The 15143-nt window shown below is 44.2% G+C and carries 11 protein-coding genes; all 11 read left to right on the top strand.

The genetic code is table 11. The features are described from left to right. Positions 1-8 precede the first annotated feature (8 nt). The 11 genes from D0T87_RS02410 to D0T87_RS02460 all read left to right on the top strand — a co-directional run bounded on the left by D0T87_RS02410 (position 9) and on the right by D0T87_RS02460 (position 15093). Positions 9-7889 (top strand): hypothetical protein, encoded by a 7881-nt coding sequence (locus D0T87_RS02410; RefSeq protein ID WP_163172492.1) that lies wholly within the window; start codon positions 9-11, stop codon positions 7887-7889. Positions 7890-7944: 55 nt separating this feature from the next. Continuing rightward, complete coding sequence (locus D0T87_RS02415) at positions 7945-8226, top strand: hypothetical protein (RefSeq protein ID WP_163172494.1); 282 nt, start codon at positions 7945-7947, stop codon at positions 8224-8226. 37 nt (positions 8227-8263) lie between these two features. Continuing rightward, the gene (locus tag D0T87_RS02420) at positions 8264-8446 is read left to right on the top strand and encodes a hypothetical protein (protein WP_163172496.1); all 183 of its coding nucleotides are present in this window, start codon (positions 8264-8266) and stop codon (positions 8444-8446) included. A gap of 26 nt (positions 8447-8472) precedes the next feature. Continuing rightward, on the top strand, positions 8473-8793 hold the full coding sequence (locus tag D0T87_RS02425) for an RNA-binding protein (RefSeq protein WP_163172498.1): 321 nt from the start codon (positions 8473-8475) through the stop codon (positions 8791-8793). 6 nt (positions 8794-8799) lie between these two features. Further along, positions 8800-9489, top strand: a complete 690-nt coding sequence (locus D0T87_RS02430) for a hypothetical protein (protein WP_163172500.1) — start codon at positions 8800-8802, stop codon at positions 9487-9489. Further along, positions 9482-10417, top strand: coding sequence for a hypothetical protein (locus D0T87_RS02435; protein ID WP_163172502.1), 936 nt, complete (start codon positions 9482-9484; stop codon positions 10415-10417). Before D0T87_RS02430 ends, D0T87_RS02435 begins: the two co-directional genes overlap by 8 nt. A 46-nt stretch (positions 10418-10463) precedes the next feature. Continuing rightward, entirely contained in the window at positions 10464-11378 is a 915-nt protein-coding gene (locus D0T87_RS02440; protein WP_163172504.1) for a hypothetical protein, read from the top strand. Then, entirely contained in the window at positions 11348-11908 is a 561-nt protein-coding gene (locus tag D0T87_RS02445; protein WP_163172506.1) for a hypothetical protein, read from the top strand. The genes D0T87_RS02440 and D0T87_RS02445 overlap by 31 nt, the downstream gene beginning before the upstream one ends. Positions 11909-11916: 8 nt before the next feature. Then, a complete protein-coding gene (locus D0T87_RS02450) occupies positions 11917-14496 on the top strand; it encodes a hypothetical protein (protein WP_163172508.1) in 2580 nt (859 codons plus the stop codon). An 11-nt stretch (positions 14497-14507) separates the two neighbouring features. Beyond that, positions 14508-14750, top strand: a complete 243-nt coding sequence (locus D0T87_RS02455; protein WP_163172510.1) for a hypothetical protein — start codon at positions 14508-14510, stop codon at positions 14748-14750. Positions 14751-14829: 79 nt separating this feature from the next. Continuing rightward, positions 14830-15093, top strand: coding sequence for a hypothetical protein (locus D0T87_RS02460; protein WP_163172511.1), 264 nt, complete (start codon positions 14830-14832; stop codon positions 15091-15093). The last annotated feature ends 50 nt before the right edge of the window (positions 15094-15143 follow it).

Below are 15143 nucleotides of genomic sequence, written 5' to 3' on the forward strand. Positions count from 1 at the left end.
CAACCGATATGTCAGTATATAAGTATCCTCTATACAAAATATTAATTGACCCTGAAGCTAAAAAAACTCAAGGGTTGAAAGTGGGCGATGTTGTCCGCCGGCAATATTTTGATTACCCCAACCTCTATTATTCACTGATGATCGTTACAGATACCGGGGTTGAGCAGGTTGCGGGTAAAGATTCGTCTTACTTCGTTGGCGCCTTGATTGAAGGGGATGAACCTCAAAGCGGACAGATCCTTGACTTTGTCCGTATAACCAATCTATTTGATTCCGATCGTAGTGGAGCCCTATACCTGACCGCCTCCGACAGCGAAGCACCGTACATGGATGTGATTGATGGATTGGCTTTCGAAAACTCCCTCTCTTTTCCTTGTATGACAGGCGGCTCCCCCGAAGTTCCGGATAGAAATAAATATGCAGTAACGAGTAGTGATTATGCAACGATCACGTATACTCCCTCTTATGAGGATGCCAGCCGGATCATACGGATTAGCCGAAAGAAAAGAGGTGTCTCCGGTTCTGATTCGATCATTCTCAAACAGCCGCTCGATGGGTTGGTTGGACATCCCCAGCGCATTGTCATATCTTATAAAATCAGGGCTTCTCATGCTATTGATAACATCCCTATCTCATTGGGCTATGTTGATAACTCCCAAATAGACGGGGCGGATGTGATCAATGTCACTACAGACTGGACGTACAAACTTCATCTGATCAACATTGATTATCCGAAGTCTTATCCGCGTTGTTTTAGTATCAATCTGAATGCTATGCTGGCAGTAATCAGCCGTTGGTGTGAAATAGCAGATTTTAATATCGTCCTGCAATCTGACATTTCCACCTTTGCAGATGCCACAAAAGCGCGTATAGGCAAGGTCTCAGGAATTGTCGACCCCGTGTTTGGCGTATTGGAAGGTTATGGCGCATACTTTCAAAACCTGTACGCCACCCGAAATGTAAATATAGCCGGTACGTTAACGGCGGGAGATGAGAATGGTTTTGCCAGCACTTTTTACGTAGGTCGGATTCACAAGAATGTGCTCCTCAATAGTATCGATTGCAAGTTTGTTGATGATGCCATAATACCTGTAACCGAGAAGAGCCCGGCAGGTATTGGTTGTTGCTGGCGTGTCGATCAGTCCGCCGGCCTGATTGTGCAGGACGGAATATGGCGTAAAGAACATGTTGATTCCTTGTATTGCTTTTCACTTTGGATGAAAGGAGAACCGGATACCATTGTGACGATCCGACAAGATAATTACCATGTAGCAGATATCCGGATTGATTCGGAAGATTGGAAACGCTATTCCATCTCTTTCCGTATTCAGGATGCTCAATCCCAATATATGATTATTGGATTAAGCTGTATCTCTGATATATTTATGATTACCTCCGCCCAACTTGAATCCGGCACAACCCCTTCACAGTATCAGCCCACCGATGGTACACTCTCTTATGTAGAAGATTATGGTGCCTGGTTTAATAAAGGAGGAATTGGAGGAACCATACAAAACCCACTGCTCAGGTTAAATGAAGACGGTTCCATTTCTTCTCGTGACAGTTCATTTGTGATTTACCCAGATGGTACCGGTCATTTTGCATCCGGCCGTTTCAGATGGGAAAAAGATAAGATTATTCTTCAGGATGTTACCATCCGGTGGGAGGCTCTTGATGAAGAGAGCCGTGAGTCATTGATGGCCAGGTACGTCAGTCTGAGCGGAGCAAACGTTTTTCACTATTCGGATAATGACACAGTTGTTGAACCGGTTGAAATTCAGATACAAGCTTGTGAATACAATTTTGTATCTACCACAAGGAAATGGCATTACCTCTCATCCGGCCAGGTCTGGGAAGAACTATCAGATACGACCAGTTATCTGAATGTCAGGCCAAACGGCATATACTGGGAAGGGAGAAACGTACTGCAGGTCAGATATACTGCTGTATATAAAGAACTTGAATATACAGACATCTTTACGGTTTATAAACAGCGCGACGGTAAGAGTTCCTATTCCGTCCGTTTATCACGCAGTAGCTATCTTCTATCAACCGATAAAGATGGAAAGGTACATGCGGATACCAGTGTCTCAACAACAGTCTCCGCTTTAAAAGGCGATCTTGCTCTCACTCCTGTCATTGGTACGTTACCTTCACTGTCTGGTTGTAGTTTGTCTAAGTCCGGGGCGGTTATTACGATTATCTTCCGGGCAGGGACAACTCTTGCCGATAATGGTATTATTGATATTCCCGTAACGGTAGAAGGCAAGAGTTTTCATTTGTCTTTTTCCTATGCCAAAGCTAAAGCGGGTGTATCCGGTGTTGATGCCAACCTGTTGGATTGGGTCAGCGACTGGAATACAAATAAAACGGTTATTGATTCCGGCTCTCTCATTACACCTAAGATATTTGCCGGGACGAAGAATAGCAATGGAACGCTAACCGGTATTGCATTGGGAAAATTCCAGCTAAGTACAATGAATGCCTCCGGAGGGGTGATCTCTGAACTTATCAATGGCGTTTACGGTTTTAAGGACGGCTATAAAACCTTTTTTGTTGACAGTACAGGAAGTGCTCAATTAGGACGGGGAAGTCAGTTCATCAAGTATAATTCAGCCACTGGTAAAATTGAATTTGGTTCGGACGTTTCTCTGAATTGGACCTCTGCCATAGCAACTGCTAAATCCGAGACTCTCACTACTGCTGCTACAGATGCTCAGGTAAAAGCCAATCAGGCAAAAGTGGATGCCATTTCTACTGCTGCTACCGATGCTTCCACCAAGGCTACTGGTGCAAAAAACGCAGCGATAACAGCGGCTGCCAGTAATGCCACGGCTAAGGCTGATTGTGCCCGAGCTGAAGCGATCTCCACAGCAAGTAAAGATGCGCAGACGAAAGCTAATAGTGCTAAGGCTGATGCCATAGCCACTGCCGCAGCAGATGCCACTACCAAAGCCAATAATGCGAAGGCTGCTGCTATTGATGCAGTAAAAGCAGATATTGCCGATGCGAAGAAGGCAGGTGTGGATGCGCGTGCTGTTGCCGATGCCCTCACTAAAACAGCCAATGATGAAAAATGGGCAACCAAGCTTACATATATTGATGCCAATGGAATCTTTACCGGCACGCTTTCAGCCGGCACTGTCAATGCTATTCGAATAAATGCATCTCAAATTACCGCTGGCACTATTGATGTTTCCCGATTAAATGTAGATGCCTTGAAAGCCAGCCTGATCACGGCTGCCAATATCGACGCTTTAACCCTGAATGTGGTACGTGGAAAGATTGGTGGGTGGACTGTTGATTCGGACTCTATATACAGGGGCAGTAAGAATAACACGGCCGGAGCTTATACCTCTGCTTCGGGGTCCATTACTATAGGCTCTAATGGTATCCGGGGTTTTAAGTGGCGATTGGACTCTACAGGTTCAGGTGCTATTGCCGGAGGTAATATTTCCTGGGATGTATCCGGCAATGTTACTTTCTCTTCATCCGTTTCCTTACTATGGACCAATGCAGCTAATAGTGCCTTGACTTCTGCTAAAACCTATGCGGATACACTCAAAACCGAAGCTGTCAATCAGGCCAAAACGGAAACAAGCAATCAGGTGGGTGCTATCAAATTGGGTGGACGAAATCTGCTGAGGAATTCCGGTTTGTGGAGAACTGCCGGTTGGAACAATGGTGTTACGAATAATGGTGGAGGGTATACGATTGACGCTTCAGTAACTTATCGCGGGGCCAGTACGATAGCTACTCTGGTCGGTACCGGACTGTCTCATCCCTGGATTAAGCTGGATACTGGTGTGGAATATACCTATTCAGCTATGGTGTTGTGTAATGAAACCATCGCAGGTAATGGAAATACACCCTTACATTACCATGCGGGATTAAATAACGTTAGCCAAGGAAAAATAGCAGTTACCCATTACGATACTTCTGTGACTGCCAATGTGTGGAAACAGATTTATATTGTTTTCAAACTGACCGGGGATGGCAACTCCTTCCTTCCGTTTTTCTACCGGGGTGCCAATGGAAGCACCAAGTATTGGGTGGCGCACATGAAATTGGAAAGAGGGAATAAGCCTACAGACTGGAGTCCGGCACCTGAAGATATGCATTATCTGGGCACTTATATTAATTTGAATGGAATCTATACTGGTACCCTGACCGCCTCCCAGATCAATGTGAGTGGAATTGATGCTTCAAAGATTACGGTAGGTACACTCAGTGCCGACCGCATTGCAGCCGGAAGTATCAGTTCTTCTAAGCTGAATGCCGATGAGATTAAAGCAAACATTATCAATACGAGTTATATTAATGGATTATCTTGCACCTTTACCAAAGGTACCATCGGTGGGTTAACGATCTCCGCCAATTCAATCTATCACTCTCTGGATGGTCGGTGTTTCATTCTAAAGTCCACTGCCGGCGATTCTCCATTGGGCTCAAACCGTGGTCATCGTGGGTTAACGATGTACAATGATGATGCGGCGGTAACAGCTGGTCGGGTAAAGATTGTCCAGATCGGTGCGTTGGCCGACAAGGATACGACTCAGACCTACAGTAGTGAAACAAATTACGGTATCCGCATAGCCTTGAAAGGCGGTAAGGATCTCTTCCGGGTGGATCAGAACTGTGCGATCATTGCCGGATGGAATATTGATGGAGATTCTATCTTTTCGGGTACCAAGAATAATACGGCCGGGGCTTATACTTCTGCATCAGGACATATTACCATTGGCTCAGCCGGTATCCGGGGCTTTAAGTGGAGGTTGGATTCTACGGGAGCAGGCGCTATTGCCGGGGGGAATATTTCCTGGGATGCAGCCGGTACCGTAACTTTTTCACCAGCCGTATCTTTAAACTGGACCAATGCCATTGATGCTGCCAAATCCACTAATTACGGATATCGTTATTATAAAAGGATCGTCATTAATGGAGAAGAAAACAAATACTATCCGGTCATAATAAAAGGTGGGGATCAAACAGTAAAGCGGGATATCTTTATTAGAAGGGCTTACTCAGAACAAGCGCCATCTTCCTGGAATACTGCTACCCACATGGGAGGTCTTTCCCTGCTCATTAAAGCAAATTTTGGCGGTTGGGGTGGAACTAATTATTCCTGGGACATCTACGAACTATCGGAAATCTATTGCAATATGTTTGCCAGTGCCCAGCTTTTGGGAAATAGCATGCATTTTGGTGTGTTTTTACGTGGTGGAGGAACTACCGGCGCTGTTTATCACTTATATTCCGATCAGAATCTTGAAACACTGTCTTATAGCCCTTCGCCCATTCCGCAGGTTGCTCCGCAGATTTGCTACAATCAGGATTTGTATTGGAAATCGGGTGCCTCTGAATTGTATGCCCCTGCTGCCCGTACATTGACGGATGCTGTAAAGGAAGAGATTAGGAGGAGACGATTTATCGCTTTAAGCCAGGAGAGAGATACTTACCTGACCTCCCATCCATTGACATATATTGGTGCAACCGGTATTTATACCGGTACTTTGACAGCAGAGCAAGTCAATGCTGTAAGTATCAATGCCGATAGTATTAAGGCCGGCACCTTATCTGCCGACCGGATTGCTGCCGGAAGCATCACTGCCGCTAAGCTCAATGTCGCCAGCGTGCAAGCTTCCATTGTGACAGCTGCGGCTGTTAATGGTCTTACCTGTGCTTTTGTGAGAGGCACCATTGGAGGGTTTACTATTGACTCCGGTAGTATGACGGTCGGTTCTGTTGGAGCCGGTGGGGCAACTCCTTTGCAGATACGCTCTTCTGCCAGCGGATCAGGATATTACTATACTGGTGCCTATAAACCTTTTGGCATAACGCTGACCTGGCATCAATCCAACAATGCCGGGCATCTTGTCTTTGGTCAGGTGGCTGCCAGTGGAAATTCTATAAGGAGCGGTTTTATCGGCATACAGATGATGGCGTGGGACAATACGGAATATTTCTGTTTGTCAACTAACTATACTAAAAGTGGTAGTAAAGAGGTCTATAACCGGATAGCCGGCTGGGCTTTTGATAGCGACTCTCTTTATCGCGGGGCTAAAAACAATGCTTCCGGTGCTTATACAAGTGCCTCGGAAGGTATTACTATTGGCAGTAACGGTATCCGTGGTTTTAAATGGCGGTTTGACTCTACCGGTGCCGGCGCTATTGCCGGAGGAAATATCAGTTGGGATGCTAGTGGTACTGTGACTTTTGCTTCTTCAGTATCTTTAAACTGGACGAATGCCGCTAATAGTGCGCTGTCATCTGCCAAGACGTATGCCGATACAAAGAAGACGGAGGCTATTAGCGCGGCTGCAACTGATGCTACCACTAAGGCGGAGGCTGCTAAAGAACTGGCATTGGCCATGGCTTTTGGAAAAATGCTGTATCGCGACCCAACGTTTATCAATGGGAACAATAGTATCAATATATATAATAATTTAGGTAACGGAACGGTAACGATCACTCGCACTTCGGACTCTTCCGCTCCTAATGATAATAAGGTTTCTTTGGTCATAACAAATACAGGTGCTGCCTCACCGTATTGCGGTGGGTTTAATTTCAGTACTGGCACTACAGCCCGTCGTGTTCTGATTGCACGAATTGTAGCCAATATTCCTGTGGGGAGAGCTATATCCTATCATAGCAACGCGATTGGAAACGGAGGAAGCCAGAAGTGGTTGACCTCTACAGCCGGAACCGGTGATTGGGCAGAGTATATCTGTAAAATCGTGTGTGGGACAAGTGGTACTTTTTCATCGACTTGTTTCTTTGCCCTTACCGGTGGTGTGGGTACGGCTAGTGCTCCCATCCAGTGGAAGGTTGCTTATGCTACAGTGTTTGATGTTCAGTCCACTGAGCGGTACATGACAACCATCGACGCCAATGGAATCTACACCGGCACTGTTAGAGCCGGACAGATACTGGTTGATTCCGCCTTAGTTGTTGGGGGTAGCACATATAACGGCAGTGTTTCTGTCAGGGATGCTTCCAATGTAGTAAAAGTAACGCTGGACAGAACCGGTATTACCGCTGTTGGCGGCACCATTGGTGGTTGGATGATTGCTTCTAACCAGATATCGAAAAACGGCATTATATTGGGTGCTGATGGTTCCATAACCAATGGAACAAAGTGGAAACTCAATTACGACGGGTCCGGTCAGTTTGCTAACGGCAATATTACCTGGAATACAGCGGGTAGTGTTACCATGACCGGCACTATCAATGCCACGGCCGGGAATATTGGTGGTTTTGAGATTAGCTACGGCCGTATTGGGTCTGTTGCATCTTCTACCGGCAGTGGAGGAGGGTTGGCGCTGTACAATGATTTTTTCCGGGTCGGCTCGTCCATCTCTTATGCTATGTTTGGCGACGATACATTTCCGGCTACTGCCGGTGGATCATTCAAAACTACCGGTAGGCTTACCAATACCCGGTATGATTCTTATTACACCAACATTGGTTTATATCTCGATGTGAAGAATGCCAGAAGGAATTTTGGTATCCATAGCAATGCCGCCATTATGGGCGCTTCGCTGATCTCCAATAAAATAAAGACCATTTCATTTGGTTCGGGTAGCTACTCTATTGATTTTTCACAGCACCACATATTCTACGTTTATGCAACCACCACTTGCAATGTAAATTTACCCACCGAGAGTAGTGTCGCTGAAATGTTTGGGCTTAGCTATCTACCCAGTGACTTTGGGTATATGTTTACCTTTATCTACAACTACAATTGGGCCAATAAAATTACATTGTTGAATGTACGAAATCACAACGGAGACCTACAGAACTATACTTTGGTAAAAGGAGATTCTGTAACACTTCTATGTGCCAAATACCCTTCTTTTCATTATCAGGTAGTTAATCATACCTCATAAAACAACTTTGTGCCGGGATGATTCCTATTCTTTAGAAACAAAATCAAATATCATCATGAATATAAAAAGTATAACTTTGGTAACAACAGCAGAAGCCGTAACCTCTCATGGGAAATATCATATTGAATACACCCTTCTGAATGATGTTCTGGAACGTGTCCATACAGCTATCTATGTAAACGATGCTGATAGTGGTGAAATGTATGTAGGCAGTATCTCTTATGAGAATGAAACGCTGAGTTGCTCCCTTCCCGTTCAATCAAAAGTTGCCGGTTATTTTGAGGATTTTGATAGATTCCTTGAGCAGATTAAATTCGGAATTACCGGTGGGGAGTAAACCATTTGACTACGAGGATTCTATTCTTCTTAAAACTATGCGAATAACAGTTTTGAAGCCTCCGACAGTCGTCGGAACCATGAACCGGGTCAAATTCATGCCTTCGACTGTGGTAGGAATGATGAACCGGACGCGGTTTGCCCTTCCGACGGCGGTAGGAATCATGAATCCAGCCAAGTTTGCCCCTCCGACGGCCAACGGAGCTATAATAAACTACTAATTCACTTAAATTTTAAAACAGATTAAATGGAACTTCAAATTAAAGACAGGCTGTATATACCAGCCATATTACCCAAGGAGGGAAAATTCAGTGAGTTTAACCTGAAGAAATCCATCCTTCGCAAAATAGAGATAACTACCAAGGAGCGCGAAGCGATTGACCTGAAAGAAAACCCGGATACCAACCGGATTGAATGGGACGTAACCAAAGATGAACCCTTACATGTAGATTTCAATGACGAAGAGATGCAATACTTGAAGGCGTCCTGTGAACGTATCTCGGACGAAGTACTTCCGGATGATATGTGGGGAACGGTCGAACGCATCTATGACGCTCTGCAGCAGTAAGTATTCATGCCCAGACAAGATCTTCATGTAGATGCCGCTCATGGCGAAATAGAAACCACCGACAATCTGACCGGCCAGATCATTTATACGTTCACTTACCTGTCGGAAATCCCGGGTAGAAATAATGAACGATATGCTCACGGTGAAATTACCGTTCCTCCTGGTTTTGAGAAAAGTTATTCACCCACGAGCGGCATCCACGTGACTATCCCTTATATTCCTGCCTATAAAGAATTATCCGTTCGCTTTCGTATCGACCTGCCTAATGGAGCTACACAGTATCTTCTTAATCCGATAGACAACAGTCAGTGGTTTAATGTCTATACAGTCCATGATGATGTCCGGCAAACCATCCGGCTTTCCGAATTTGGGATGCTCAATGAAAACGGAAATTTTAATTTTATTTTTGGTGATGGCGCCTTATTGCTCTACAGCGGTGATGCCACAGATTTTTACATTAAAGCCTCACTTGCTCAGAATGAAGTCTTCCTGTTAAAAGCCATGGCCGGCAATCTCTATCAGCATCCCACAACAGGTGTTGGCCTGATTGAATTTCTGCACGGCAACTTTGAAAATGCCGGGTTAGCCGCTAAGCTACAAAGTGAATTCGAGAATGATAAAATGACGATCGTGAACGCCTATATGGATTCAACAAACGGTGAGTTGCTTTTAGAAGTAAAAGAGAAAAATGGGTAAGTATACAGTTACAACCGGTCAGAATATTTATGATGTAGCTCTTCATCTCTATGGCTCTATTGAAGGGGTGGTCGATCTTCTTATTCACAACGAAGATCTATCCTTTGGTACCCGTCTTCAAGCCGGAGATATTTTGTCTTACACCGATGACTATGTAATCAGTAGTGATACGGTAGCCTATTATAAGCTCCACAACATTACCCCTGCTAATGGCGAACGGAATGTATATCTGAAAACATCGTCTTATCCGGTGTTGATGGAAATGCAGGTCGATCCTAAAAACACCCAGGCAGAGCTCCGGATAGCGGGCAGCGGAATGTTGGACCTGGACTGGGGCGACAACTCACCCATAGAGCGCATTGTTCTTGTGGATAAACCGACCACCTATTCCCATTGCTTTGATAATCTGATATCAGGAAAAAGAAAGATCTGGGTATACAGTGAAACTCCACAAATAAAACAGTTGGATGTAACCTCTGTATACTGCTTATCTCTCTGTTTATTCAGACCTTTATATATAGAAACATTTACGCTTACTTCCGGACGTATAAATCTTGATTTTATTTCCCTGTTTACCGGCACCTATGAGATCAATCTGCAAAAAACAAAAACAGTCAGTCTATTACCTCTTCTTTATTGTAAAGAACTGATGAAACTTGACCTCTCCGGTTCCATATTCGAACAGGATGCCATAGACAGTTATCTGATTGCATTGGTAAAAAACTATCAGGGAAGAAGAAACGCTCAGGTCATTCTATCCGGTATGCCTTCCGGTAACTACGAAGAACCTACCCGCGACGAACATGGAAATTATATTATCCAATCGGGTATGCAGGCCATTTGGGTAATTACCCATGAGCCCACATGGAACGAAGCCGGAGAGTGGCGGTTTTCCATTGGCGATACGACATACACCGGTCTAATTTGATCTTCCTCTTCCAAACAAATCCCCCCGGAGCGGTCTATTCTTTGTTATGAGTAGAACCATTCAGGAAATATATAACGAAGCCGTTCGGGAACGCAATAAACGCATGGAACTTACCGAGTTCTCCAGCGACTCCAAACTATCCATTATGAATGCCCTGACCTGGGTCGTTTCAGCAGTTATCCACGGCTTTGAAGCCATTCTGGATACCTTCGCCGTGGACATTTCAACCACCATCAACCAGCGGATCAACGGTACGCCGGTCTACTATGCGAATGCCCTGCTGAAATACCAGCAAGGCGATATCCTTCAAGTTCGTGAAGACGGGCTTGCATTCGGTTACGAGTCAGTGGATGAGACCAAACAGATCATCACACAAGTATCCTATTCAGAGAGTAGCAGCGAAGTAAACCTGGATAACAAACTAATCCTGAAAGTCGCTACCGGTAGTAAAGGTAAACTTTCTGCTATCCCTGCCCAGGAGTTGGTGATGATCAATGCCTACATTCATAAGATTAAGTTTGCCGGTACCCGGATAGAAGTTACCAGTCTGGAAGGAGATGTACTCATCCCCAGAGTCTCTGTGTTTTATGATGGTGCAGTTCTGGAGAGCCAACTTTATGATGCTATCGAAGAGAGCCTGAACAGCTACATCATGAATATTGATTTTGATTCCGGTATATACATCTCGAAAGTCTTTGAGGCTATCCGTTCGGTAGATCACGTAACGGATGTTTATATTGATACAGATGCTATACCTGAGCAGGGTGTTTTCCTGGCGCATTACAACAGTGACGGCATTATATCCCAGCCCCAAAAGATTATCCGCATGACCCATACTCACTCCGGATATATCAAGCAATCCACCGGCAAAGATCAGGAACAGAGCCTGCCCGGTTTTAAACAAGCTATTAAATTAATTATTGACAACGGATGCGATACAAACTGCCTACAGACCGATTAGTGAATATGTTGGTTCCTCATTTTCTCTCAGGTAGGAAATACATCCTGTATCTGCAGAGTCTGGTTTATCCGCTCTTTACCTTGAACCAAAAGTTTGTAGAGTTTGCCCGTGAGAAGCAGGTTGAAGCCCGGATGACCAGCCAGGTGATTTACTTCGAATGGTTTCTTAACCATCGTTTTAAGAAATACTTCCTCGATCAGAGGGAAAATATCTATATCCATGAAAGCGCCAGCCTGGGAGTGGACATCTATCATGAAGGTGCTCAGTACTCCAAGCCATTTACGCTTTGGTATGAAAATGAACTAATACAGGTAGTAGACCCCTTGGAGCAGCCCCGGGAGCTTTATATACATTCAGAAGAAAAAACCATCAATAAAGTCAGTTTCTGGGTTTGTGTACCCGAAATAACGATCAATGAACGGGAATTTGTATATATGCTCTCTTATGTGGTCAATACCTATAAACTGGCAGGAAAAACCTATCTGATTAAGATAAACAGCCAGGAAGTCGAACCTATAAAGAAAACTTAAGAAGAAAAATGAAAGAATATATAGCGGAAACCGGAGGGCGCTATACCTATAGCGATGATATCCTAAACCTGCAAGAGCTCTCCCTGAGTATGACCTCTATTTTTGAGGGATGCAGTAACTTTGTGATATCCGGTTGTGAGATTTTCGGGGCAGAGATCACTTCGGGGTTTGTCTGGATCAATGGTAAGGTCAGGCACTACGGTGGTTGTAAAGACGCAACCTTTCCTTACTACATCTACGAGTCCAATAAAAACGATACGGTTGTCTATGCCAATGAAGTCAACAAGAAGGGTCGCTGCAACTACCTGTGTAGTGGTGGCCAGTTTGTTCCCGAGATACCCGATGCAATAACGGGTAAAGTACCTCAGTTTATTGAAGTAACCGCAAGCTACACCCCTCGTTTCCTGGATAAGTTTATCGGTAGATATGCCGTATTGCTGGACACTCCTTTTGCCAGACAAACCATAAAAAAGGACTTAGTCTTTGCCGGAAAGGTCACTGGAGAAAGTGAGATTCTCTCCAAAACAGCCTTTTCCGTGGTAAACGAAGCCAAAGGGTACTACCTGAAGAATATTGTAAAAGCTGATGGAAAGGCTTCTGTCGGTGCTTATCTGAATGGCTTGCTTGTGAATGAGATTGTTTTAAATACTGATGGCTCGTTCTCCTTCTACAAACAGAGCAAAGAGATTGCCCGGGTTAGTGAATCCGGATTTGAATATACCTATTCTTCCGCTACTTCTTCGCGGATAGGTAGCTTATCTATTTCTGCTGAAGATATCTACAATACGGAAGTTGATTCAGATGAGGGAGCTGTCAATATCAATAGAACCGGTTATAACAACAGTTCTTCCAGATTTCGTAACTTCCATGTCTATAATGGAAAACAGACACCCATTTTTCAGGTTTTTGGAAAGACTGCTGGCGTATGGGTAAATGGGACTCTGACCGTGAACAATCCGGGAGGTGGGGTAGAACTTTGTAATACTTCGTATTCGAGGACTGCGAAAAAACTACTCAATACGATTCGTTGGACAGATGTAGCTAAGGAAACCATTGCTTATGCCGGTTTTAATGAAGAAAACAGCTTTGACTTCACACTGGCAAATCACTTGGGAAATGTAGTTATCTCTTCCAAAGGGCATGTCAATATCATCGGCGAGTTACATATAGGAGGTATTAACATTGCCACGACATATGTTGACCAGAAGACTTTCCTGGATGAGCTTAAGAAAAAAGTCGACGGTGTAAGCGGACGGCAGCTTTCGGAAGAGAATTTCACGAAAGCTCATAAAGAAAAATTGGATGGATTTGTGGCCGAAAATATAGGTAGCCAGGGAAATGGTTTTGTCACATCAAAAGACGCCACTGAACAGCTTGGCAAGAAACTGGATAAGGCACAGAACCTGAAGGATGTGGAAAGCGTAGCTACGGCACGCATTAATCTGAGCGTCTATTCCCGTGCTGAAACAGATAATACCTTTCTGAAAGTCAGTGGTAACCTACAGGAGTTAATTGCCCTTACCGCTGAACAGGCTTCCAGCATGAGTACCGAAGAGATTGCAGCCCTGAAAGAAGAAAAACAAGAAATTGTCCGCAGGAATATTGATGCTGAGAAAAAAGGATCTGCTGAGCTCCGGTTGGCTAAGAAAATGAATCTGTCCGACCTGACAGATAAAGTAGCGGCAAGAAAAAATATAGCCGTTTATTCCATTGAAGAAGTAGATAAGCTGATGGCCGGTAAACTTTCAACTGACTCCGGGTATACTGGCGTGGTGTTTACCACAGACCATAAACAAAAACTGGAAGCTATCAAGACCGGAGTTTTTTCCGGTATGGATGCTGATGGCAAATCTGTATCCCAGGTGGAAGGGTATGCTCTGGTCAGCTCGGTAGCAAAAGAACTCAGTAAAAAAGCAAACCTTTTATTGGATGGCTATACACAAGATCAGAAAAAGGCTATTACCAAGAATATTGATGTTTACTCCACAGAAGAAACCAAAGCAAAATTCGCGGCCGTCGATTCTCTTTTTCAAGACTACATCACTTACCTGGTAAAGCAAGGACATACTACGGCACAGGCCCAGCAAATGTTGCGAGAGAAACTCAGCTTACTCAGTAAAGAGGAGGTTGTAGATACCTACCTTCGTAAAGATGCCAGATTAACCGACCTGCTTATCTCCAAAAACGAAGAAAAGAAACAGCTATGCAGGCTTCTTGGAGCGGCTTATGCTGAAGAATATCAACCCTTACTTAAAGATACCGGTTGGATTCAGATGTCAGAGAGTGGCTCCAATACCGACGCCCGGCAGTTGTTTATCCGTCAGATTGGGAATATCGTTTGCATTCAGGGGATTATTAATACCGGCAAGCGGGACGGCTCAAACAAGGGGGGTGTTGTAGCCATTATACCCAATTCCATCAGTCCGCCCAAGTATGGGCTTAGACAATCCTATACAGATTATAATGATGACCACAAGCACAACCGTGGTTCATCCTTTATCATTCAAGCCAACTCCCGCAAAATACTGCTGTACGAAAGCGGCTGGTATAATGTACTAACTGAGATTCATTTTACCTATATGACTTAAATATACACCCAATGAAGAAAATTAATATTCAAAAAGACCTGGATAGCCGCAAGAGGATGTCTGAGGGTATACGTCCTGTTTACCCGGCCATGCGGGAAGAACAAATTTTTTCAAAAGAAGAAATCACAGAAATCAATAATCAAGTAGAAGATGCCCAAAGCGAAGCGATACCGGAACAAGAGGATAACCAAAGCTCCTCCCTCTACCCGGAAAAAGCAAAGAAAAGAAGACGGAAGACCCCGGGGGACATTTAAACGTTACCTTTTTGAAGAGACCCGGTTAGGTTTCCTTCTTAAATACGAGGCTCCAGTTGTTTATCATATTATTATGCTGATGACTCGGAATGCTGTTTTTAAAGAACCTTCACCACTTTTGATACGACAGGTTTGTCATTGCTCTGCTGATCCTACTCTCAGGAAGAAGAAATTCTTTAAATACCTGGATGAGTATGAACGCTTGGGACTTTACTGTAAACGTCCCAAAAGGCTTACTCCAGAGAGGGAAATGTATTACCGGGAAATCCGCGAAAAAAAACTAATGAAATATATATCAGATAACTGGGAAATGATTGAGTCTATGCGGAAATATGGATTCTGATAAGACTGTCCGGTTTCTAAAGAATTATTTTAAAACCATCTCAATTCATA

This window comes from Bacteroides sp. 51 (genome assembly GCF_010500965.1).
GTDB lineage: Bacteria > Bacteroidota > Bacteroidia > Bacteroidales > Bacteroidaceae > Bacteroides.